This is a genomic window from Mycobacterium aquaticum, from assembly GCF_002086485.1.
Classification (GTDB): domain Bacteria; phylum Actinomycetota; class Actinomycetes; order Mycobacteriales; family Mycobacteriaceae; genus Mycobacterium; species Mycobacterium aquaticum.
This window is the reverse complement of the sequence record NZ_MVHF01000053.1, coordinates 18,040-40,871: the sequence shown is the minus strand read 5'-3', so window position 1 is coordinate 40,871 and position 22,832 is coordinate 18,040. Positions and strand designations below refer to the sequence as shown.

Annotated in this window: 23 protein-coding genes; 10 read left to right on the top strand and 13 right to left on the bottom strand. The window is 69.4% G+C overall.

Annotation, left to right across the window (positions count from 1 at the left end; all coding sequences use genetic code 11):
* Positions 1-85: 85 nt before the first annotated feature.
* Genes BST13_RS32990 through BST13_RS32975 form a run of 4 tightly spaced genes read right to left on the bottom strand, consistent with a single transcriptional unit; the run spans position 86 to position 2,288 of the window.
* Complete coding sequence (locus BST13_RS32990; RefSeq protein ID WP_083169676.1) at positions 86-565, bottom strand: pyridoxamine 5'-phosphate oxidase family protein; 480 nt, start codon at positions 563-565, stop codon at positions 86-88.
* Positions 566-578: 13 nt separating this feature from the next.
* A complete protein-coding gene (locus tag BST13_RS32985) occupies positions 579-803 on the bottom strand; it encodes a hypothetical protein (RefSeq protein ID WP_083169674.1) in 225 nt (74 codons plus the stop codon).
* Positions 804-841: 38 nt separating this feature from the next.
* Positions 842-1,447, bottom strand: a complete 606-nt coding sequence (locus BST13_RS32980) for a TetR/AcrR family transcriptional regulator (RefSeq protein ID WP_083169672.1) — start codon at positions 1,445-1,447, stop codon at positions 842-844.
* On the bottom strand, positions 1,434-2,288 hold the full coding sequence (locus tag BST13_RS32975) for an oxygenase MpaB family protein (RefSeq protein WP_083169671.1): 855 nt from the start codon (positions 2,286-2,288) through the stop codon (positions 1,434-1,436). The genes BST13_RS32980 and BST13_RS32975 overlap by 14 nt, the downstream gene beginning before the upstream one ends.
* Before the next feature lie 109 nt (positions 2,289-2,397).
* Here BST13_RS32975 and BST13_RS32970 point away from each other — a divergent pair, with 109 nt between their 5' ends.
* From BST13_RS32970 to BST13_RS32935, 8 genes are all read left to right on the top strand, one after another.
* Entirely contained in the window at positions 2,398-6,774 is a 4,377-nt protein-coding gene (locus BST13_RS32970; RefSeq protein ID WP_083169670.1) for an AAA family ATPase, read from the top strand.
* A 75-nt stretch (positions 6,775-6,849) separates the two neighbouring features.
* Entirely contained in the window at positions 6,850-7,593 is a 744-nt protein-coding gene (locus BST13_RS32965; protein ID WP_083169668.1) for a hypothetical protein, read from the top strand.
* Positions 7,594-7,600: 7 nt separating this feature from the next.
* Entirely contained in the window at positions 7,601-8,773 is a 1,173-nt protein-coding gene (locus BST13_RS32960) for a polyprenyl synthetase family protein (protein WP_083169666.1), read from the top strand.
* The gene (locus BST13_RS32955; protein WP_083169664.1) at positions 8,770-9,231 is read left to right on the top strand and encodes a hypothetical protein; all 462 of its coding nucleotides are present in this window, start codon (positions 8,770-8,772) and stop codon (positions 9,229-9,231) included. Before BST13_RS32960 ends, BST13_RS32955 begins: the two co-directional genes overlap by 4 nt.
* Positions 9,228-9,485 carry a hypothetical protein gene (locus BST13_RS32950; RefSeq protein WP_083169662.1) on the top strand — a complete coding sequence of 86 codons (258 nt, stop codon included), beginning with the start codon at positions 9,228-9,230 and terminating at the stop codon, positions 9,483-9,485. The genes BST13_RS32955 and BST13_RS32950 overlap by 4 nt, the downstream gene beginning before the upstream one ends.
* Positions 9,482-10,492, top strand: coding sequence for a hypothetical protein (locus BST13_RS32945; RefSeq protein ID WP_083169660.1), 1,011 nt, complete (start codon positions 9,482-9,484; stop codon positions 10,490-10,492). Before BST13_RS32950 ends, BST13_RS32945 begins: the two co-directional genes overlap by 4 nt.
* Entirely contained in the window at positions 10,485-10,889 is a 405-nt protein-coding gene (locus BST13_RS32940) for an SCP-2 sterol transfer family protein (protein ID WP_083169658.1), read from the top strand. The genes BST13_RS32945 and BST13_RS32940 overlap by 8 nt, the downstream gene beginning before the upstream one ends.
* Positions 10,886-13,687, top strand: coding sequence for an FAD-dependent oxidoreductase (locus BST13_RS32935; protein WP_083169656.1), 2,802 nt, complete (start codon positions 10,886-10,888; stop codon positions 13,685-13,687). Before BST13_RS32940 ends, BST13_RS32935 begins: the two co-directional genes overlap by 4 nt.
* Here the strand turns inward: BST13_RS32935 and BST13_RS32930 are convergent.
* The 8 genes from BST13_RS32930 to BST13_RS32895 all read right to left on the bottom strand — a co-directional run bounded on the left by BST13_RS32930 (position 13,684) and on the right by BST13_RS32895 (position 20,182).
* Entirely contained in the window at positions 13,684-13,914 is a 231-nt protein-coding gene (locus BST13_RS32930; RefSeq protein ID WP_083169654.1) for a hypothetical protein, read from the bottom strand. The two genes, BST13_RS32935 and BST13_RS32930, sit on opposite strands and share 4 nt — an antisense overlap.
* On the bottom strand, positions 13,911-14,384 hold the full coding sequence (locus tag BST13_RS32925; RefSeq protein ID WP_083169652.1) for a DUF3093 domain-containing protein: 474 nt from the start codon (positions 14,382-14,384) through the stop codon (positions 13,911-13,913). Before BST13_RS32925 ends, BST13_RS32930 begins: the two co-directional genes overlap by 4 nt.
* A complete protein-coding gene (locus tag BST13_RS32920) occupies positions 14,377-14,781 on the bottom strand; it encodes a hypothetical protein (RefSeq protein ID WP_083169650.1) in 405 nt (134 codons plus the stop codon). Before BST13_RS32920 ends, BST13_RS32925 begins: the two co-directional genes overlap by 8 nt.
* Positions 14,782-14,807: 26 nt before the next feature.
* Complete coding sequence (gene hemB, locus BST13_RS32915) at positions 14,808-15,788, bottom strand: porphobilinogen synthase (protein WP_083169649.1); 981 nt, start codon at positions 15,786-15,788, stop codon at positions 14,808-14,810.
* Entirely contained in the window at positions 15,789-17,468 is a 1,680-nt protein-coding gene (locus BST13_RS32910; RefSeq protein ID WP_083169647.1) for a bifunctional uroporphyrinogen-III C-methyltransferase/uroporphyrinogen-III synthase, read from the bottom strand. It abuts the gene before it with no gap.
* Positions 17,465-18,424, bottom strand: coding sequence for a hydroxymethylbilane synthase (hemC, locus tag BST13_RS32905; protein WP_083169702.1), 960 nt, complete (start codon positions 18,422-18,424; stop codon positions 17,465-17,467). Before hemC ends, BST13_RS32910 begins: the two co-directional genes overlap by 4 nt.
* Positions 18,425-18,433: 9 nt before the next feature.
* Positions 18,434-19,789: a glutamyl-tRNA reductase gene (locus BST13_RS32900; RefSeq protein WP_083169645.1), complete on the bottom strand. Its 1,356-nt coding sequence runs from the start codon at positions 19,787-19,789 to the stop codon at positions 18,434-18,436.
* Positions 19,790-19,897: 108 nt separating this feature from the next.
* Complete coding sequence (locus BST13_RS32895; protein WP_245839902.1) at positions 19,898-20,182, bottom strand: glutaredoxin family protein; 285 nt, start codon at positions 20,180-20,182, stop codon at positions 19,898-19,900.
* Between the two features lie 38 nt (positions 20,183-20,220).
* Here BST13_RS32895 and BST13_RS32890 point away from each other — a divergent pair, with 38 nt between their 5' ends.
* Together BST13_RS32890 and BST13_RS32885 are read left to right on the top strand one after the other, a co-directional pair.
* Positions 20,221-21,126: an HAD family hydrolase gene (locus tag BST13_RS32890; RefSeq protein WP_029369565.1), complete on the top strand. Its 906-nt coding sequence runs from the start codon at positions 20,221-20,223 to the stop codon at positions 21,124-21,126.
* 64 nt (positions 21,127-21,190) lie between these two features.
* The gene (locus BST13_RS32885; protein ID WP_083169643.1) at positions 21,191-21,721 is read left to right on the top strand and encodes an FAS1-like dehydratase domain-containing protein; all 531 of its coding nucleotides are present in this window, start codon (positions 21,191-21,193) and stop codon (positions 21,719-21,721) included.
* Positions 21,722-21,745: 24 nt separating this feature from the next.
* Here BST13_RS32885 and BST13_RS32880 read toward each other — a convergent pair whose 3' ends face one another.
* On the bottom strand, positions 21,746-22,813 hold the full coding sequence (locus tag BST13_RS32880; RefSeq protein ID WP_083169641.1) for a lysophospholipid acyltransferase family protein: 1,068 nt from the start codon (positions 22,811-22,813) through the stop codon (positions 21,746-21,748).
* Between the last annotated feature and the right edge of the window lie 19 nt (positions 22,814-22,832).

The window sequence follows — 22,832 nt, the reverse complement described above, 5'->3', positions numbered from 1 at the left end:
TGTGAATATATGACAGATACGGCCCGGTGTCTACGGCTGAGTGTGAATTTTTTTCAGATAGGTAACGAGGCTGTCCGCCGTGACATCAGGACCGCCAATTCAGCACCTCACCGGCGCCCGCGGTCAACACCGTCCCGGGCATGACGCGCAGCCGGTACGGGCTCAGCCGCAGCGCCGCGAAACCGGGCGAGGTCGGCCCGTCCCAGCCCGGAATGATCGAGGGGTCGTAACCGAGCGGCGCGGGCGCGGTGGCGAAGCGGTCCCACACCTGGCGGCGGGTCTCGTCGTCGAGGTACCACTCGACGAGGCAGTCGGCCGAGCACGTGTCGTGGCTGGCGGTCCAGTAGCTCACCGAGAGGTACGGGTGCGCGGCGAGATCCGCCTTCTTCACCGGCGTCGGCCCGGTGGCGATCCAGCCGAACAGGTCGGTGCCGTCCCAGTCCCAGATCGGGTGCAGGATGCGGCTGCGCGGGCGTCCGTCGGCGTCGACGGTGGCGGCCGACGCCCACACGATCGAATGGGCCATCTCGACGAAGGCAGGCGCGATGCGCTCCAGTGCGGTCACACGAGCGAGGTTATTACCCGTCGTCGCCCTTGTCGGCGTCTTTTCCGGCGTCCTTGTCGTCCTGGCCGTATATGGGCTTACCCTCGTCGTCGAGCCAATCGTTGACCGCAGTCCCCGAGACCGTTCCCCCGGTTCCGGGCATGGTGACGGTGGGCCGGGTGTCGTCGTACGACTTCATGACCTCTTCGGCCTGTCTGTGGTGTTCCTCGGTGACATGCGGTTGTTTCTCGGTAGCCATGGGTAACGGCTGCCCAAAAAGCCGGGCCGCCAAACAGCTCAGGCCGAGACGGTACGCAGCGAGACGGGCAGGCTGGGCAGGAAATGCCGGGCCGCGAACGCCCGGATCTCCTCGGCGGTCTGCACCGGTTGGACGCTGGGTAGCAACAACACCATCGCCGCGTAGCGCAGGATGGTGTCCGCCAGATCGTTGACCGCCTGCGGCCCGATGCGGTCGGCGAATCCCTCCGGGAAGATCACCCGCAGCGCGGCCGCCATCCGCTCGATGGCCGCACCGTAATGCCGGTGCATCAGTTCCAGCACCAGCGCGGGCTCGTCGACGATCATCTGATTGAGCACGTGGTGTTTACGGAACCTCAGGATCGCCAGCGTGAACGCCTCGACATAGTAGTTCGATTGTGGCCCAGCGTCTTTCAGTTCACGTGCGATGTCGGCGAACAGGGCCACGTTCTCCCGCTCGATGACGGCGGCCACCAACTCGTCGCGGTTGGCGAACCTGCGGTAGATGGTGGTGCGACTGACCCCGGCACGGCGCGCCACGTCATCCAGCGCGACGCGGCGGAAACCGTGCCGTTCGAATTCGACCAGGGCCGCGTCCAGAATCCGCCGCGTCGAAGAAGACCCCGTCGCCTCAGCCGCGGGCATAGCCCCTCTGCGCGAAGCGGTTGTAGCGCACGCTCATCGGCAGATGGTCCCACACCCAGTTGACCGGGGCCGACCGCCAGAACGCGGCGAACCGCTGATAGTTGCGCTCCTGACGCTGCGACCACGGCAGCTGCAGCAGTTCGCGGGCGCGGGGCGGCAGGCCGCCGGTGGTCAGGAAAGCCGCCGCCGGGTCGAACACCGTCGCCACCACCCGCCACACGACCGGGTGCACCGCCTTGGGGCACGGGAAGCCCTTGGTGACGTAGCCGACGCCGTATCGCGCGCTCTTGTGGGCGACGGCGACCTCGTTCATCATGCGGTCCCAGTACCGCTCGAACTCGGCGTAGTCGGCGGGCATGGGCCGGTCGCTGACGCCGTAGCGGCGGTACCAGGTCTTCGATTCGAGGTAGATCTGCTCTTTCTCCTCGCGGGTCAACCGCTTGACGAACGTGTCGGCGAAGTAGAGCACCTGTTCGACGAATGTCGCGTGCGCCCAGAAGTAGGTCTCGGGGTCCAGCGCGTGATAGCGCGAACCGTCGGGCATATCGCCCTTGACGTGGTGGTGAAAGTCGCGGACCTGGGTGCCTGCGTTGTCGTCCTCGGTCCCGTACACGGTCCGGAAGATCGGCGGCACAGTGCGTTTGAGCCGCTCGGCGGTATCGGAGAAAAACGTCGAATGATCCAGCACGCCCTGGCCGAGCTCGGCGAGCATGTTCTGCAACACCGCGGGCCGAGGACCGATCAGGTACATCCGGTTGTCGCCGAAGTATTTCCACACCAGCGATTGCGGGCCCAGCGGCAGGGCGTCGACCTGCTGCGACGGTTCGGCCAGTTCGGTCATAGATACAGTGTTACAAATTTTGAACTTTGTTCCAATCCGTGTGGCGCAACTCACGAGGACATCGACGAGGTTTCTCATCGCCGCACTCCAGCGGGCATGGCTCACTACGATGAGTGCACGTTTGCGGGGGGCGGAAGGAACGGTGGCCGTGACCGCTCCCGTACTCGACCTCGACGGACGCGTCGTCGGACGGGTCGGTGAGTCGACCACGCTCCGCGCCGCCATCACCGATGCCGAACGCAACGGCGGCCGGTGCGTCCTGGTCAGCGGGGCCCCGGGGGTGGGCAAATCGACACTCCTGCAGGCCTTCGGCGTCGAGCTTGCGCAACGCAACTGTGTCTTCGCGTACGGCCGGTGCCGCGACGGCGCACCCGCGCCCTATGCCGCACTGGGCGACGCCTTCAGCTCGATCGTGCACACCATGGAAGCCACCGGCCCGGCCGAACGTGACAGCTGGCGCGCCGACCTCGCCAACGGAATGGCCGCACTGGCCGGCGTGCTGTCCGAGCTCGTCCCCGACCTGGCTCAGGTGCTCGGTCGGCCGCCAGGAACCGGAGACCGCGAGGCCGCCGATCCGCGCCGTCGGCTGCACCGCGCTGCCATCAGGTTGATCTCCGAAACCGCCTCGTACCGCCCGGTGGTGCTCGCGATCGACGATCTGCAATGGGCCGACCACGATTCGCTGCTGATGCTGTCCGAGCTGCTCGCGGTGTCATTGCGCAACGTGCTGGTGCTCGGCGCGCACCGGGCCGGCGAGTTCGACCCCAACAGAGCCGGCCTGCCCACGGCCGGGTTGTCCAGCATCCGGCTCGCGCCGCTGTCCCGCGACACCGTGGAAGAGTTGCTGGCCGCCGTGTGCGGCCGCGCCGTCGAGCTCGGCGACGTGGCCGCCGAATTCCATCACCGCACCGGCGGCAATCCGCTGCAGGTGCGCCAGCTGCTGTATCGCGCCCAGCGGGAAGGCGCGCTCACCCCGGTCGGCGCGAGCGGGCGTCCCAGCTGGGACCTGCGGGTGTTGTCCTCCATCGAGGTCACCGAATCCACCGCCGAGTTCCTCAACCGCTACCTCGACCAGCTGCGCCCGGCGGACCGCGCCGTGCTGAGCACACTGACCTGCATCGGGGGTGAATTCGACCTCACCGACGCGACGACAGCGGCCGCGCAGCCCGCCGACGTCGTAGCGCAGGCACTGTGGTCGGCGCTGGAGCTGAGACTGCTCGAAGCCGTCGACAGCCGCGGTCAGCGGATCGCCAACACCATCAGCCACGACGCCCGCTACCGGTTCAGCCACGACCGGGTTGCCGAGGCGGCCCGCGAAGACCTCACCGACGACGTCGCACGCGAGACCCACCTGCGGATCGGCAGGCAACTCGTCGAGCAGGGCGACGAGCGGCTGTTCGAAGCCGCCCGGCACCTCGGCATCGGCGGACCCGGGCTGGCCGACGACGAGCGCATCCGGTTCGTCGACGTGCTGCGGCGCGCAGCGCGCAAGGCCAGGGCGCAGGCGTCATTCCCCTTGGCGCTGACGTACTGCCGCAACGGTCTTGACCTCTTGGGCGACGAGCGTTGGACCCGGCACTTCGACATCGCGCGGGAACTGCAGCTCGAGGCGGCCGAGGCGGCGCTGCTGGTGGGTGACGTCACGGCGCTGCACGCGCTGCTCGACGAAGCCCAGGCCGCGTTGCGCGAACCCGCCGATCGCAGCCGGCTGGCCTACCTGCGGCTCAAAGGGCGGATGGCGCAGAACAGGCTGCAGGAGGCGCTCGACACCGGGTTGCAGGCACTCGACGAGCTGGGCGAACCGCTGCCGCGCGACGCGGGCAAACCACAAATGGCCAACGCGCTCTTGCGAATGCGCTTCACCGTGCGGCACTGGAGCACCGACCAACTGCTGCAGTTGCCCCGGTGTGCGGACCGCCGGGTGGTGGAGATCCAGCGCATCCTGGCCGAACTGCGCAGCCTGTCCTACATCGCGCGGTCCAACCTGTTCCCGCTGATCGTGCGCAAGCAGCTCGAGCTGACCTTGACACACGGCCACACGCCGTCACTGCCGCTCGTGTTGGTCAGCTACGGCGTGATGCTGGTGCTGACCGGCGACCGCGCCGGTGCGCAACGGTTCGGTGAGACGGCGCTGCTGCTCACCGAACGCCCGGAGTTCCGCGACGCCCGGCCCGAAACGCTGTTCATGCACCTGAACTTCATCCGGCACTGGCGGCACCCACTGCGCGACGGCTTCGGGCAGCTGCGCGACGCGGTGACCGAGGCGCTCGACCACGGCGACCAGGAGTACGCGGGATTCCTTGGTGCCGTATTGCTTTCGCAGTACTTCTGGATCGGCCGACCACTGGCCGAGATCGACGAACTGGCCCAGACCCTGATCCCCGAGATCTGGTCGCAGCCGGTACCCCGAGGGCTGTGCCAGGCCGTGCAGCAGATCTGCCTGAACATGATGGGACGCAGCGAGGATCCGTTCCTGCTGGCCGGCGAGAGTGGTTACGACGAGCGGGTGGCGCTGCCCGCGGCCCGCCGCGAAGGAGACGAGGTCGCCCTCGGCGCGGCCGCGACGATGCGTCTGGGCCTGCACTTCTGGGCCGGTGACTACGCCGGTGCGGTCGAGGTGGCCGACGACGCGTTGGCGCACATCGCCGGCATGCAGGGCACCGCCATCATGCAGCTCGTACACCTGACGAGTGCGCTGAGCCGCATCCACGTCGCACCCGACGCACGCTCGACGCGCAGTTGCGCACACCGCGCCCTGGCATTGCATCGCAAGTGGGCGGCGGAATCCCCCGCCAACTACGCGGCACCCTACGCACTGATCGAGGGCACCTGGGCACACGCCCGCCGCCGGCACCAGACGGCCGAACGCGCCCTGCACCGCGCGATGGAACTCGCCGACGAGCACCAGCTGCCGTTGATCGCCGCGGCCGCCCACGAGGAAGCCGCCATCCTCTACGCCGACACCGGCCGCAACCGGCTCAGCGAGCACATGCTGCGCACGGCGTATCAGCGGTTCTCCACGCTGGGTCTGACGCTGCGCACCGAGCGGCTGGCCCGCGCCCATCCGTGGCTGCTCAGCCGCGACCTGGTCACGCCCGATTCGGCGGGCATCGATCCGGCAGGCGCCCACCATCTGGCCCGGGCCCTGTCCGCGGCGCGCAGCGCGGACGCCCTTGCCGAGATCGTGCTGCGGACGGTCGCCGACACCACCGGCGCCCGCCGCGTCCTGCTGCTCACCGGTGAGCCGGCGCATCTCGGCGTGCGGACCATCCTCGACGGCGGCGAGATCACGACAGTCGACGGGCCATGGACCGAGGTGGCCTACGACCGCGCCCTGGTGCGGCGCGTCGTCGATTGCGGCACCCCGCTGATCGTGGCCGCCGACTCCTCGCGGCGGCCCGGGCCCAACGGCCAACGCCGCCCGGCGCCTTCGGTACTGGCCGCACCGATACGCTTGCAGGACAACATCATCGGCATGATCTATGCCGAACAGGACGATCCCACACAGCATTTCGGCGCACATCACGAGGAAGCCGTCTCGTTCGTGTGCGACCAGGCCGCCGCGCCCATGTGGAACTTCCAGCTCGAGGCGCAGCTACAGGCGGCCGACGAGTACCGCCGCTCGCTGATGGACGCGCAGTCCAAGTTCGTGCCCAACGAGCTGCTGCGCATCCTCGACATCGACGATCTGCGCCGCGTGCACAGCGGCTACCGCGTCGAGCGGGAGATGACCGTGCTGATCTGCGACATCCGCGGCTACACAACCCTTTTGGAAGACATGAACGTCTCCGACGCCAGCAATCTGGCGATGGGGTTCCTGCGCGCCGTCGAGCTGCCGATCATCAGCTGCAACGGCATGATCCAGGACGTCCGCGGCGACGAGATCGTCGCGGTCTTCGAATCGGAGACCGACGCCGTACGCGGCGGTCTGGCCATGCTGCGCTCGCTGCGCGAGCACAACCGCGACCGGCTCGCGCACGGGTCCGACGAACTGCAGGTCGGCATCGGCATCAACACCGGCCCCGTAGGGGTAGGCCTCGTCGGCGGCGTCAACCGCATGGTTCTGACCATCATCGGCGACGCCGTGAACGTCGCCGCGCGCATCGAGAGCACCAACAAGCGTTACGGCACCGCGCTGCTCATCTCCGACGCGACCTACGCGCGGCTCGCCGCGCGAGGCGAGTTCGCCATCCGTCGGATGGAGCGAGTGATGGTGGTCAACCGGCGCAGGCCGGTGACCATCTACGAGGTGTACGACGAGGATCCGGCCCCGCTGCGGGATGCGAAACGCGCGGCACAACCGATGTTCGACGAGGCGTTCGGCCTGTTCGACGCGGGCGACGCCGCGCGGGCCCGCGCCGCGTTCGAGAAATGCCGCCTGCTGCTGCCCGAGGACGCCGTCGCCACACTGCACATCGCCCACTGCGATGCCGTCGCCCGCGGTGACATGTCCCCAGGTCAGGAGGTTGCACTCGCACAGAAGTAGCTGCGTCAATCAGCCCTCGACGACCCGGATCCTCTGCCATGATTTGGACCACACTCGTCGAGGGGGTCGCAGCCCATGTACCTGAGCGCCGAGCGGTTGGCCGTGGCCGACCGGGCTGTACGCGAGACGTTCGAACAGGCCAGCGTTGCCTGGCAGGCGATCCCACACTGGGACACCGGCGATCCCGGGCAAACCTGGGTTCGCAGCGACACCATCCCGCCGGGCATTCTCGAGGTCGACACCGTCAACGAAAAGTTCGCGGTGACGCTCGCGCAGGTGGGTGCACCGACGCCGGACCCACTGCTGGCCGTCCTGATGGCGAAGACCGTCGAGCTCGCCGCGAGGATCGACACCGCGGTCCTGGCAAAGCTGCGACCCAAGAACCTCAAACCTCTGAAGACGGCAGGCGCCACCACGCAGGACTTGTTGGACACCCTCGTCGACGCCCGGGCCAAAGTCGAGACGGCCGGGTACCGGGCACCGTCGTGCTTGTTCAGCAGCACCGACGGCATCAAGCGGCTCAACCACATAGAGAGCGGAGAGGACATCGCCGAGGCCGTGCTCAAGGCGGCCGGCGTCACCACCCTCTACCGCGTCGACGGAACCGGGATGATCATGCTGGGCCGTCGGCAACGCATCGCACAGGGGGCCGCCGCGACCGCGTCACCTGGCGAGGAACCCGTGGACCTCGCCGTCGCCGTCGCGCCCAGCCTCGAGGTCATCGGCGAGAACGCGGACGGAACGATCGAACTGGCGGTGCGGATCCGGTACGCGCTGCGGATCAAGGATCCGCGCGGTGTCGTCGGCATCGATTTCTGATCCGCCGATGCCGGCCGTCGCTGAACTGCCGCCGCAGATATCCGGGCTCGACGACTACCTCGCCCGGTGCAAGCAGGCGTGCGACGGTGAGATCGAAAGGCTTTACGGCTCAAGCGATCACGGCACGAGCGGGCTGCGGGAGCTGATCCTCGACTATCCGCTGCGCGGCGGGAAGGCGCTGCGTCCCGCGCTGAGCATCGCGACGTGCCTGGGCCTCGGCGGCCATCTCGATGCGGTCCTGCCGACCGCCGCGACACTGGAGCTCTACCACAACGCCTTCCTCATCCACGACGACATCGAGGACGATTCGTGGCGTCGGCGCGGCCGTCCGACATTGCACATCGACCACGGAATCCCCATCGCGGTCAACGTCGGCGACGCCATGCTGTCGCTGTCCCTGCAACCGCTGCTCGACAACGTCGAACGCATCGGGCTCGGCCCGGCGCTGCGCATCCTGCGAGCCGTCGCCCACATGACGCGCCAGAGCGTCGAGGGCCAGGCCATCGAGCTCGAATGGGTGCGGTCCAACATCTGGCGCTTGGAAGACGTCGACTACCTGCGCATGGTGGAGCGCAAGACCAGCTGGTACTCGTTCATCACCCCGCTGCAGACCGGGGTGATCGCCGCGGGCGGGGGCGCCGACCGGCTGGCCCCGCTGGAAGTCCTCGGCCGCCATCTCGGCGCGGCGTTCCAGATCACCGACGATCTGCTGAACCTGCGGGCCGATCCGCAGGACTACGGCAAGGAGATCGGCGGGGATCTGTGGGAGGGCAAGCGGACACTCATGCTGCTGCACGCGCTGCGCCGCGCCGATCCCGAGGACCGCGACCGTGCCGTGACCATCCTGGCCAAACGCCGCCCCAGCGCGGCCGGCGAGCTGGGGCTCGCCGAACTGCTCGACCGGCTCACCGCCCGCGGCGAACTGTCCCGAGTCGGGCGCGACGCGATCGCGGCGCAGGTGCTGGGCCGCCGCGATGCCGAGGCCAAGACGCTCGACGACATCCGGTGGCTGTACCGCCTGCTGCACCAGACGGGCTCGCTCGCCCATGCGCGCGACGTCGCGGCAGGCCATGCGCGTGACGCCGCCGCTGTGCTGGCCGACCTCGACTGGTTGCCGCCGAGTCAACACCGCGACATGCTCACGGACCTCGTCGCCTACGTGCACGGGCGGACACGATGACCCCCGAAACCCTGGTGGGCATGCTGACGGAGTTGGACCGGATCCGGGCGCTGACGCTCGACCTCGTGGAACGCAGCGCTCCACAGCTGCTGCCAGCCCCGCCTGAGGACGCCGCCGGCGACGAGCGTGCGGTGTACGAGTTGCTGCTGGGCGCCCGACGCGCGGTGCTCGGCAACCCTGCCGCCGCCCGCGGTGTGCACGACCTGCTGGTTGCCGAGGGGGTTCGGTATGCGCAGACGCCGGAGGGCGCGCGGCTGCGCGACGCGCTGACGACCTCCGAGGCGGTCGAGAACCTGCGGCGGGTGTGGGAGACCGTGAGCCTGAACGTGCTCGACGGCCCGGCCGCGCCCGCGGCCGCGCCCACCGCCTGGATCGAGCTGCTGACCGACGCGATCATCGGCGCCTCACGCGCCGACGATCCTGTGCTGGCCCGGTTGCGCCCCGAGGGGTTCGCGTGACGGGGCTGGACGACGCGCGTGCCGCACTGGCCGAGAACGCCGGCCTGATCGACTACCTGCTGGGCCTGGCCGGCCTGGGCCGGCTCGTGCGCACACTGGCCACCGGCGGCGGGACGCCCCGGGAGGCCGACGACTTCGTGCACATGCTGCTCGGGCTCGCGAGCCTGGGCGCCCGGGTGCAGCGGCTGGCCCCGCCCGCAGCGCCGGTACCTGCCGGCGCGGCACCCGACCCCGCGGTGAGGTGGCTGCGATGACGCTCGCGGCCAGTGATTTCCTGCGGGCGCCGGTGCTGGCCGCCGCCGAGCCAGCAGGCTTCAAGGAGTGGCACCACTTCGTGGTCCACGGCCGCACCGGCCGCTTCCTGATCAACTTCAGCCTCGCGTGCGAAGAGACCCCGGGCGGGCGTTCCCGCATGGTGCCGCGCGTCATCGTCATCGCCCACGACCGGCAGTGGACCGGGGCCGTCGAACGCTTCGCCGAGACGGCCCTGGACATCTCGGCCGATCTCGGTGCGTGCGCCATGGGCGCCAACCGCATGACCGTGCGGCCCGACGGCTACGAGGTGCTCATCGACCTGCCCGGTGTCCGCGGGGAGGTGCGTCTCACCCCGGTCAGCCGACCGTTCGCCGTCAACAACCAGCCCGTCGGGCAGGGCCGGATGTCATGGCTGTTCGTACCACGGCTGCGGGCCGACGGATGGCTGCGCATCGCGGACCGGGAGCACCGCCTGGAGTCCGACCTGGCGTATCACGACCACAATTGGGGCCGGTTCCGGTGGGGCGACGACTTCGGCTGGACGTGGGGCACCATCCTGCCCGCGGAGCCCGGCGGCCTGTGGTCGGCGGTGCTGCTGCAGATGACCGACCGGCGCCGGCTGCGGTTCCTGTCGCAGGCGCTCTACGTGTGGCGCCGCGACGAGCCCGCGGTGATCTTCCGGCACGCGGAGGTGCGCATACGCACGTCGGGGCGGCTCGACCGGGCACCCGACTGCACCCTGCCGCCGCCGATGCGGCTGCTGATCGACGGTGACGTGCCCGGCGTCCCGGAGCACGTCGCGGTCAGCGCCACCCGAGCGGGCGACACGGTCCACGCTGAGTTCCGGCCCGAGTCGTACGCCCGGCTGGCCCAACCCAGCGAGGTCAGCCTCGACCGCTCGACCGTGCTGTGCGAGGCCAGCGGCACCGCCCGGATGACGGGATCCATCAACGGTGAAGCCGTCGACTTCACCGGCACCGGCGTATTCGAGTTTCTCCATGGCTGAGCCGGTGGCGGCGCTGCTGCGCCGGTCGATCGGGCATCTCGCGGACGAGGTGCCCGCGAGCTACCGCCTGGTGCTCGACCGGCTCGGGCCGCTGGTGGTCGCCCTTGAGGTCGACGGCGAACAGTTCACGCTGCGCGGCGGGCCCCGCCTCGAAGTGTCGGACGGGTCAGAATCCGACGGCGGGCCACGCATCACCACGTCGCGCGCCGCGATCCTCGACGTGCTCGACGCTCGCATCGGGTTGCACGACGCCGTGCAGGCAGGCGCGGTGACCGTCGACGGCACGCTCGACGACATGCTGCAGGTGCACGACACCCTGCTGGCCTATGTGCACGCCGCGGTCCGGGCACCGGCACTGCCGGGACTGCTGATCGCGCTGCGGGAGGAAGTGCCGTGACGAGTGAGGTCATCACCACACCCGCGTCGTGTCCGCGTCGTCCGACCGTCGCGGTGCTCGGCGCGGGCATCGCGGGCCTGACCGCCGCACACGAACTGGCGCAGCGCGGTTTCGACGTCACGGTGTACGAGCCGCGCGTCGACGAACGCGCCGGGCTCGGCTCCGCACCGGCCGACACGTACCCGCCCGTCAAGCTCGGCGGGCTGGCCGCGTCGCAGTACTCGACCGTGGGCACGCACGACGGCAGCGCCGCCGAGCTGAGGCCCTTCCCCGGCCGCCGCGGCGACCCGCGCCCACCCGCGCGGGCCGTCGCCGGTGAGCACGGCTTCCGCTTCTTCCCGGCGTACTACCTGCACACCTGGGATCTGTTCCAGCGCATCCCCGTCTACCAGCGGACCGACGGGCCCGGCGGCACGGTCGACTGGGCGCCCACCGCGCGGACCATCATGGACAACGTCCGGCGCGTGGTCACCCAGGGCACCACCGTGGACGGCAAGCCGTCCCTGGTCTTCCCGCGCGAAGCGCCGCGCACCCCGGCCGAATTCCTCACCATCGCCGGCCAATTGACCCAATTGGGGTTCACGGCGTCGGACATCGACCGCTTCGTCAGCAGGCTCCTGCGGTACCTCGTCACGAGCCCCCTGCGCCGCGCCAGCGAACTGCAGAACCTGTCGGCCTACGACTTCTTCGTCGGCCGCGACGACACCGCCGAGCAGCCCCGGTTCTCCTACTCACCGCGGTTCGACTCCCTGCTGCTGGAGATGCCCCGCGTCCTGGCAGCCTTCGACACCCGCTGGGGCGACGCCCGCACCAACCTGACCACCTACCTGCAACTGCAGCTGCAGATGGACCGCCGCGACAACAAGGCCGACGGCGTGCTCAACGGCCCCACCACCGAATCGTGGTTCGACCATTGGCACCGCCACCTCGTCGAGCTCGGCGTCCGCTTCGTCCGGGCGGGCGCAGGCAGCCTGGAGGTGCCCGCGGCCGACCCGGGACAGCCGCCTCATTTGCGGCCGCGGGTTCAGGTGACGCTGGCCGACGGCACCCGGCTCGCCCCCGACTACACCGTCGTCGCGGTCGACGCTCCGGCGGCCGAACAGATCACCGCCGCGTTGCGCGCAGCGGGCACGGGCGGCACCGTGGCCGGACTCGACGGGTTCACCACGTCGGCCCCGCCGAACGACGGCCCGCTGGACCCCGGCCACACCCGCCCACAGACCCGGCGCGACCCGTACGCCATGGACGAGATGGGCCGGGTGCCGTGGGACCGGTTCCAGACCCTCGGCGGCATCCAGTACTACTTCGACACCGAATTCCAGCTGCTGCGCGGGCACATGTACTACTCGGGCACCGAGTGGGCGCTGTCGTCGATCAACCAGCACGGCCTGTGGGAACGCAGGCCGACCCTGGCCCGCGACGGCCACGTCTCCGTGCTGTCGGTCGACATCGGCGACTTCAACACGCCGTCGCGGTACCTGCTCGACGAATCCGGGCGCGGCAAGGCGGCTCGCGACTGTACGGCCGACGAGATCGCCACCGAGGTGTGGCGCCAGATCGTGTGGGCCCTGACCAGCGACGTCGACAACGTCGCCGAAGCTCTCATGCCGTGGCCGACCTGGTATGCGCTCGACCGGGGGCTGGTCATGGGCGGCGGCCCCGGCCAGGGACACGGCAAGGCCGTGCGCAACGAGACGCCCTACCTCGTCCCGATCGTCGGCGACTGGGAGAACCGGCCCGGACCGGACCCGTGGAATCCGCACGGCGGGTCCTGGGGCACCCGGCCGACCGAGGAGACCTGGCTGGAGGATCTGCGGCAGCGCAACGTCTGGCAGGCCCGCCACGGTGGCTATCAGGTGCACCACAACTCGGTGGTGTTCGCGGGCACCTGGACCAAGACGTTCACCCGGATGACGTCCATGGAGGCGGCCTGCGAATCGGGCCGTCACGCCGTCAACGCGATCCTGGACCACTACATCTGGGTGGCCTCGGGCGGCACCGATCACCGCGAGAACACCACGCTGGACTGGCGCTTCCCCTATGACTTCCTCGACCAGGGCTATTCCAGCCCCGTTCGGATGCCGTCTCCGGCCGGGGACTACTGCTACGTCTTCGACATCGAGAACCGCGAACCCGCCGACGCCCGTCCGCTGCGCACCCTCGACGCCCAGTACTGCCGCGAGGCGCTGCCCCACCCACTGGACACTGCGGCTCCGCTGCTGCTCACCGCCCCAGGAGGCCTGCCGATGACCCAGCCGATCATGCCGCCCGAGCCCGGCCTGCAGCTGCTCAGCTACCTGCAGTCCTGGCGCCAGTACCTGCAGCAGCTCGGGGGCCTCGGTGGTGCGCTGCTGACCCCGCCGGGCACACCGGTGACGACCTCGCCCACCGACTACGCCCAGCAGCTGCTCACCTATCTGCAGGCGTGGCGGCAGTACCTGCAGCAGACCGTGGGTGAGGCGACGGGCCGGCCCAGCGAGGGCGACGGACCACCGGGCCGGCCGCCGGATGCCGGTGAGGAGATCGTCGCACCCGCCGACGACTACGGAATCCAGACCACTGCGGGAGCTCGGCCGCGGCGCGAACCGCAGCCGGACCGGCCCAAGCCGCAGCCGGCCCCCGCGCCGCCACAGCGACGATCGGCGGGTTCGGCTCATCACCGGTTCACCGAGGCCGAGCACGAGCCGGTGTCAACGGCTGCGCCCCGCTCGCTGTACGGCAGGGCGCCGGAGCCTGGTGCGGCGCAGTCGGGCTATCCGGGCATCACCGAGCCCGATTGGCTCGAGCAGGAGCGTTAGCCGCGGCGCAAGCGCGCGATGCCAAGCACGGTCAATACGCCGGCGACGGTCGCCAGCAGCAACGACAGCACCAGCAGCGGGGCGGAATGGACGACCGACGTGGTCGACGGTTCGCCTGCCAGGATGGGCGCGACGTCCACGGTGGTGCCGGCCGCCAGCCAGCTCACCACACACCCTGCAGCGGCGCAGACGGCCACCACCAGTTCGATCACGGCACGGATCTTCATGGTGTGCGCTCCTCGATCAATGCATCCAACTGCTCGCGCAGCTGCCGATGCCTGCGGGCCCACGCCTGCACGGTGCGGTCGCCCTTGAGTTTGAGGCCGATACCGGTGCGGCCGCGAGGCACCCCGGTCAGCTCGCCGAGCGCCCGGGCGGATTGCCACTTCGGCATGTCCGAGCCGCTGGCCTCGGGATAGAGCTTGACGATCTCGTCCAGGTTGAGCTTCTCGGTGCCCTGCCGCAGGGTGTCCCTGGTCAGTTCCACCGAGGTGTGAATCCGCGCGGCCTTGATCTGGATGGCGACGAAACCGGACACCAGCACCAGGAACAACAGCGGGATCCACGGATCCCGTCCGTAACCGCCGGACATCTGCAGCAGCGCCATGCCGATGGCGGCGAACGGCCCGAGCAGCAACCACAGCCATCTGCCACCGGGTTCGTAGAACAACGGCTGCGGCGTGGATTCGTCAGTCACCGGTCCCCCTGGCGATCTGCGCGTTCAGCACGGTCCCGGCGATCAGCAGGATCACCCCGGCCAACGTCAGCATGTGCACCGGGACAAGGCTGAACGCCGCCGCCACGGCGATCAGCACGGCAGCGACGAGCGCCAACGACATCGCGGCCCGACGAAATCTCGGGTCACCGCCGCGGCTGCGGCCTGCCAGGAACGCCATCACGACACCGACGATCACGGTCAGCACCCCCGACCCGCGGTACAGGGTGTTGACGGTCCCCGGCCAGGACACCGTCGCGGCGATGAGGCCACCGACGATCAACAACACGGACGCGGCCAACCAGCAACTGAAGGCGATGGTGGCGCGCAGCGACCGGGGCGACGGCTGCTTTTCGGACGGCGACGACGGTGCAGGCATTGCCGGGAAGCCTAGAGGGTCGCGGGTCAGGCCAGCCATCCGGCCACGTCGGCCGCCCAGTAGGTGAGCACGATGTCGGCCCCGGCGCGCCGGATGCCGACCAGCGATTCCAGCGCAGCGGCCTCCAGATCGATCCAGCCGTTGGCGGCCGCGGCGCTGATCATCGCGTACTCGCCGGAGATCTGATAAGCCGCGACGGGCACGGGTGAGATGTCGGCGGCCGCGCGGACCACGTCGAGGTAGCTCATCGCGGGCTTGACCATCACCATGTCGGCGCCCTCGTCGATGTCGAGCTCGATCTCGTGCACGGCTTCGCGGATGTTGCCCGAATCCTGTTGGTAGGTACGGCGATCGCCGCTCAGGCTGGAGGACACCGCCTCGCGGAACGGGCCGTAGAACGCGGAGGCGAACTTGGCCGCGTAGGCCAGGATCGCGACCTGCGTGTGCCCCGCCGCGTCGAGTCCGTCCCGGATGGCGGCCACCTGGCCGTCCATCATGCCGCTCGGGCCGACCACCTGTGCGCCCGAATTAGCTTGCGCCACAGCGAGTTCCACATACCGGACGTTGGTGGCGTCGTTGTCCACCCGGCCCGCGGAGTCCAGCACGCCGCAGTGGCCGTGATCGGTGAACTCATCGAGGCAGGTATCGGCCATCAGCACCGTGGCGTCGCCGAGATCCTTCGCCAGATCGCGCAACGCGACGTTGAGGATGCCGTCCGGATCGGTGCCGACGGACCCGACAGCATCCTTGGACTCGTCGCGCGGCACCCCGAACAGCATCAGGCCACCCACGCCCGCGGCGACCGCGTCGGCGGCAGCACGGCGCAGCGAATCCCGCGTGTGCTGCACGACGCCCGGCATCGAGGAGATGGGCCGTGGCTCCGAAAGACCGTCGGCGACGAACATCGGCAGAACCAAATGCCTTGGCTCCAGCGAGGTTTGCGCGACCAGCCGGCGCATCGCCGGCGTGGTGCGCAGCCTGCGGGGCCGGTGCCTGGGGTACCCCATCTAACGCCGGCGGCTCTTCTTGCGCGGCGGAGGCAACGCCCCCTCGGCCCGCAGCCGGGCGGCATGCTCGGCGAGCGCCTCGACAAGCGGTCCCACCGCGGCGGTCTCCGGCTGCACGTCGACGCGCAACCCGAATTCGGCTGCGGTCTCAGCGGTTTTCGGGCCGATGCAGGCGACGATGGTCCGTGCGTGCGGCTTGCCCGCGATACCGACCAGGTTGCGCACCGTCGAGCTCGAGGTGAAGCAGACCGCGTCGAACCCGCCGGTCTTGATCATCTCGCGGGTGTGCGCAGGCGGCGGTGCCGCGCGCACCGTGCGGTAGGCGGTGACATCCTCGATCTCCCAGCCACGTTCGCGCAGCCCCTCGGCCAGCGTCTCGGTGGCGATGTCGGCGCGCGGCAGCAGCACGCGGTTCACCGGATCGAAAATCTCGTCGTAGGGCGGGAATTCGTCGAGCAGGCCGAGCGAGGACTGCTCGCCTGAGGGCACCAGCTCGGGGTTGATGCCGAACGCCCGCACCTTGTCCGCGGTGGCCTGACCGACGCAGGCGATCTTCACACCCGAGAACGCGCGGGCGTCGAGGCCGAACTCGCCGAACTTCTCCCACACCGCACGCACCGCGTTGGTGGAGGTGAACACGACCCACTGGAACCGGCCGTCGACCAGACCCTTGACCGCACGCTCCATCTGCGCCGGGCTGCGCGGCGGCTCGACCGCGATGGTCGGCACCTCTATGGGCAGGGCGCCGTGACCCACCAGCTTCTCGCTCATCTCGCCGGCCTGGTCCTTGGTGCGCGGCACCAGCACGGTCCAGCCGTACAGGGCGCGGCTCTCCCACCAGTTCAGCTTGGCCCGGTTGGCGACGGTCTTGCCGATGGTGACCACCAGCGGGCCTGCCAGCGGACCGGCGGGGTCGGAGGCGGCGTGCTTCTCCAGCATGCCCTTGTCGATCAGCCCGCCCAGGGTGGTCTCGACCGAGCGCTGCTGGCACGTGGTGCCGTTGGCGGTCACCACCGCGGGGGTGGAATCGGCCAGGCCGTACTCGATCAGCGTGCGGGCGGCGTCCGGCAGGTGCGACGTGGTCGCGTGCAGGATCAGCGGGCCCGGTGCGGCGGCCAGCGCGGCCCAGTCGACATCGCCGCGCACGTCGGCGACGGTGTGCGACGAGCCGAGCGGCAAGCCGGCGTAGGTGGGCACTGCCGTGGTGTCGGGCAGGCCCGGCACGATCTCGAAGTTCAGGTGGGTCTTGGCCAGCGCACCGATCTCGGTGATCACGGCGTCGATCGACAGCGGATCACCCGCGACGAGCCGCACCACGTCGAATCCGTGCCGAGCCTCCGCGGCCAGCGTCTTGGCCACCTCGGCCGGGTCACCGAGAGCGGGCCGGATCTCGGGGCCGCCGGGGATGACGGCCGATGCGGCCTCGGACTGGCTGGAATCGGCGGTTGCGTCACCCTGGTCAGCGGATTTGGCCGGCGCGGCCGGGGCAGGACCGGAGGCCGGCGGCAGATCGGTGCCGACCATCGCCAGCACGGCTTCTGGCACATCGGGGTCGGTGAAGACCATCTCGGCATGCGCCAGCACGGACTGCGCCCGCGCCGTCAACAAACCTGGATCCCCGGGGCCCGAACCCACGAAGGTGATGCGGCCGGGCTTTGCCTTGCGGCCTCGCATGGTCATGTTTCACTCCCGCGCTCTACCAACAGCTCGCGTGCCCCCAGTTCGAAAAGCTCCGTAGCCACCGAGACGCCGAGGTCGGCGGCCCGTTCCGGAGTCCCGATGCCGGACGCACGGATCACGTCGGATCCGTCCAGCGTCGCCACGCAGCCGCGCAACGACAGCTCCTCGAAGACATTGCCGTCCTCATCGATCGACTCGACCACCTCAGCGATCGCGCCCACCGGTGCGGAACAACCCGCCTCCAGTTCGGCGAGCAGGACCCGTTCGGCGGTGACCGCGGCACGCGTGTCGGCGTCATCCAACTGCGCAAGCACTGCGATCAGCTCGGTGTCGCCTGCGCGGCATTCCACCGCGAGCGCACCTTGAGCCGGCGCTGGCAACATCTGCACCGGCTCGAGCGTCTCGGTGACAACGCCTAGCCGTCCGATGCGGGAGAGACCCGCCCGGGCGACCACGATGCCGTCGAGATCACCGCTCGTAACCCTGTTCAACCTGGTATCTAGGTTGCCTCGTAGGGGGCGGATTTCCAAACCGAGACCCAGTGCTCTAAGCTGCGCCTCCCGCCGCGGGCTCGAGGTGCCGATCACCGATCCGACCGGCAACTCTCCGAGCACCAGCCCGTCACGCGCGACGAGCGCGTCGCGGGGGTCCTCACGGGGCGGGATCGCGGCGATGACGAACCGCTCGTCGGCCGCGGTCGGCAAATCTTTGTAGGAGTGGACGGCCATGTCGACCCTGCCGTCGTGGATGGCTTCGCGCAGTGCCGCGGTGAACACGCCGACGCCGATCTCGGCAATGGGGGCACTGGAGCGGTCCCCGTCGGTGGAGATGATCACCAGCTCGCAGGGATGACCTGCGGCGAGCAAAGCGTCTCTGACATGTCCGGCCTGTGTGGTGGCCAGCAGGCTACCGCGGGTGCCGATCCGGATTACTGTGTCGCGAGCTTCGAAAGAGATGGGCAAGCTTTACTCAGACTTATCGAGTTCTGTTGTCATGAAGGGCAATTCGCTGGCCGCGACGGCGTCGACGGCCTGGGGGTCGAGCTCGAAGAGCTCACGCAGCGCCTCGGCGTAACTGTCGCCGCCGGGGGCACTGGCCAGCTGTTTGACCCGCACCGTGGGGGCGTGCAGCAGCTTGTCGACGACGCGGCGCACGGTTTTGGCGACCTCGTCGCGATGGGCGGCGTCCAGCCCCGGCAGCCGGTTGTCCAGCCGCAGCAACTCCGCCTCCACCACGTCCGCGGCCCGTTGCCGCAGCGCGGTGACGGTCGGGGTGACCTCGGCCATCCGCTGGCCGGCCAGGTAGTTGGCAACCTCGGTGGCGACGATGTTGCGGGCCGCGTCGGCGTCGGTCGCCGCCGCCCGCGCGGTGGGTTCGCGCTGGATGCGGTCCATGTCGACCACCCAGACGCCGGGCAGCCCGGCGACCGCGGGATCGACGTCGCGAGGCATGCCGAGGTCACAGATCACCAGCTGATGCTCGGGCTCGGTGACGCTGCGCTGGGCGAGCGCGTGGTGCACATCGGCCAGCGACACCACCGGACGCACGGCACCGGTGCTGCTGATGACGACGTCCACGTCGGCCAGGGCCCCCGACACGTGGTCGAGGGTGAAGGCACGGGCTTGGACACCCTGCTCGATCAGCTTCTTGGCCAGCCGCTGGGCGCGCGGCAACGACCGGTTGACCACGTGCACGCGTTCGATCCCGGCGCGCACCAGGTGGGCGCCGGCCAGCGCACCCATCGACCCGGCGCCGACGACGGCCGCGGTGCGGCCCGCCAACCCGCCGGTGAGTTTCGACGCGGCCATGTCGAGTGCCACCGAGACCACCGACGCGCCTGCGGCGTCGATCCCGGTCTCGGAATGCACTCGCTTGCCGACGGACAGCGCCCGCTGGGCCAGCTCGTGCAGCGTGCGGCCTGCGGTGTGATTGGCCTCGGCGGAGGCATACGCGCGGCGCACCTGACCGAGCACCTGTTGTTCACCGATGACGGCCGAATCCAAGCCGCTGGTCACGGCGAACAGATGCTCGACGGCGGCCTCGGCGTAGCGCACATAGGCGTACTTGGTGAGGTCCCCAAGACCCATCCCGGAATGCTCGGAGAGCACCTGACCGATCACCGACAGACCGCCGTGGAAGGCCTCCACCACCGCATACACCTCGACGCGGTTACAGGTGGACAGCACCATGGCCTCGGTCACCAGCGACGACTGAAGAATCTGGTCGATGATCTTGGCCTGCTCAGCCTCGTCCGTGCTCAATTGCTCCAGGACGGACACGGGCGCGCTGCGGTGCGAAACTCCGAACAGCAACACGCTCACGGCTTCATCACCACGTCATCTAAGGTAAACGTTTTACCTCTGGCCACCAAATTTCGCCTAGTCAGCGCACTGCCGACCGGCTCCGGCCCGCGCCGCGCCCCCGGCGACTCACCGGGTGGCGAGGTCCTCCCGCAGCTGCTCCACGTCGACCTCCCAGTAGCCGTGCTCGACCCCGTCGAGCAGGATCACCGGCAGCAGATCCCCGTACTGGGCCCGTAAGGCGGTGTTGCCCGCGGCCGCCTCGCTGTCGACGTCGGTGGTCAGCAGCGTGAAGCCGAGCTCGTCACGCAACGCGTCGAGCTGTTCGGCGGCTCGCGCGCACAGGCTGCAGCCCGCCCGGGTCAGCAACGTCACGGTGTGCCGGCTTCCTGCGCCGGGCTGCGGATGCTCCACACCGCCAGTATCCGGGCGCGGTGACTTAGGGTGAATCCGTGTCCGAAACCGGTAGTGCCGATGCGCCAGATCAGGAGCTTGCCGCCGAGGCCAGCGCCGAGGTGGCCGTCGCAGGCCTGCAGGCCGAAGCAGCCGAATCCGGCACCGGGGCCACGCCTGCCCCACCTCCGCCGGATCTGACCGCGGCGGCGTTCTTCGACGTCGACAACACCTTGGTGCACGGCTCGTCGCTGGTGCACTTCGCCCGCGGGCTGGCCGCACGCAAGTACTTCACCTACACCGACATCCTCGGCATCGTCTACGCGCAGGCCAAGTTCCAGTTCACCGGCAAGGAGAACAGCGACGACGTCGCAGAGGGCAAGCAGAAGGCGCTGGCGTTCATCGAAGGCAGGTCCACCGCCGAGCTGACCGAGCTGGGCGAGGAGATCTACGACGAGATCATCGCCGACAAGATCTGGCCGGGCACCCGCGCGCTGGCGCAGATGCACCTCGACGCGGGCCAGCAGGTCTGGCTGGTCACCGCGACGCCATACGAGTTGGCCGCCACCATCGCCAAACGCCTCGGGCTCACCGGCGCGCTGGGCACCGTCGCCGAGTCGGTCGACGGGGTGTTCACCGGCCGGCTGGTCGGCGACATCCTGCACGGCACGGGCAAGGCCCACGCGGTGCGGTCCCTGGCCATCCGGGAGGGTCTGAACCTGCGCCGTTGCACGGCGTATTCGGACAGCTTCAACGACGTGCCGATGCTGTCGCTGGTGGGCACGGCGGTGGCCATCAATCCCGACGCCGCGCTGCGCGACGTGGCCCGGGAACGCGGCTGGGAGATCCGTGATTTCCGCACCGCCCGCAAGGCCGCCCGGATCGGGGTACCGTCCGCGCTGGCCCTCGGCGCCCTCGGCGGTGCCCTGGCCGCGGTGGCCTCACGCCGCCACGACATTCGCTGAGCAATCCGGACGCGCTGATAGGCTTCACACCCGCCAGACACGTTTGAGTGGAGAGCGCGGATACATGAGCATCGCCAGCGACATCATCGGGACCCACTTCCGGTACCCCGACTATTTCGAGGTCGGCCGGGAGAAGGTCCGCGAGTTCGCCAAAGCGGTCAAGGACGACCATCCCGCCCACTACAGCCAGGAAGCGGCCGAGGAGCACGGGCACGACGCGGTAGTGGCGTCTGTGACTTTCCTGGCAGTCGCCGGACGGCGTGTCCAGCTGGAGCTGTTCGACAAGTTCGACGTGCCGATCAACCTGGAGCGCGTGCTGCACCGCGACCAGAAGCTGATCTTCCACCGCCCGATCATGGTCGGCGACCGCCTCTGGTTCGACTCGTATCTCGACTCGGTCATCGAGTCGCACGGAACCGTGATCTGCGAGGTTCGGGCCGAGGTCACCGATGACGACGGCAAACCGGTGGCCACCAGTATCGTCACCATGCTCGGCGAGGCCGCCCACCCCGAAGAGGCGGGCGAGATCAGCTCGCAGATCGCCGCGGCGCGCGACGCCGCGATCGCCAAGATGATTGCTGGGCAAAACGCCTGAGCAGATGCTCGGCGGCGGGGAAACTCAGCCGAAGAACATGTTCCTGCGGCCTGCCAGCAGCTGGTAGAGCGTCTGCTGGATGGTCTCGCGGACCTGGTCGGTCAGCTCGAAGGTGACCATCGGGTCGTCGGCCGCGGTCTCGTCATAGTCCGCGGTGTCGATCGGCTCCCCGAACTGGATGTGCCACTTGGACGGCAGCGGAACCAGGCCTGCCGGGCCCGCCAGCGGGAACAGCGGCGTGATCGGGAAGTACGGCAGACCGAGCAACCGCGCCAGCAGTTTCACGTCGGCGACCATGGGATAGATCTCCTCGGAACCCACGATCGAGCACGGCACGATGGGCGCCTTGGCGCGTAGCGCTGCGGAAACGAAGCCGCCGCGACCGAATCGCTGCAGCTTGTAGCGGTCTTTGAAGTTCTTGCCCAGGCCCTTGAAGCCTTCCGGGAACACCGCGGTGAGCTCGCCGTTGGCCAGTAGGCGGTGGGCGTCGGTGGTGCACGCGACGGTGTGGCCGGCCTTGCGGGCGAGTTGGCCGACCATGGGCAGGTCGAACACCAGGTCGGCGGCCAACAGGCGCAGGTCGCGGTGCGCCGGGGTGTGATCGTGGACGGCCACCTGGGTCATCAACCCGTCGAACGGCAGGGTCCCGGCGTGGTTGGCGACGACGAGCGCAGCACCGGTCTCGGGCAGGTTCTCGATGCCGGAGACCTCGACGCGGAACCATGACCGGAAGAGCAATCTCAGCAAAGGCAGAAAGATAGCGTTGTTGAGGTGCTCGTCGAAGCCGAACTCATCGACGGAGTAATCGCCTGCCATCCGTTTGCGGAGAAATTCGCTCGCCGCGGCGATCTGCTTGGCAAGCTCCGTCGGGGTGTTGTCGACGGTCGCAGACCCCGACGCGGTGCCGCGCCGCTCGTCGATCTCGCGCACCACCGCCGCGATCTGTTCCGCGGATGCGCGGGTACCCGGATCGGCCAGCAGCGACGGGTGCCGCCGCGCGCTCTCGGAGCGTTGGGCCGCCCGGCGCGCTGCCGTCGCGCGATTCGAATTGCCATGTAGCGGAATGACTTTGGCTTTAGGTTCGCCCGCCACGTCGATACCTTCTCCCCAC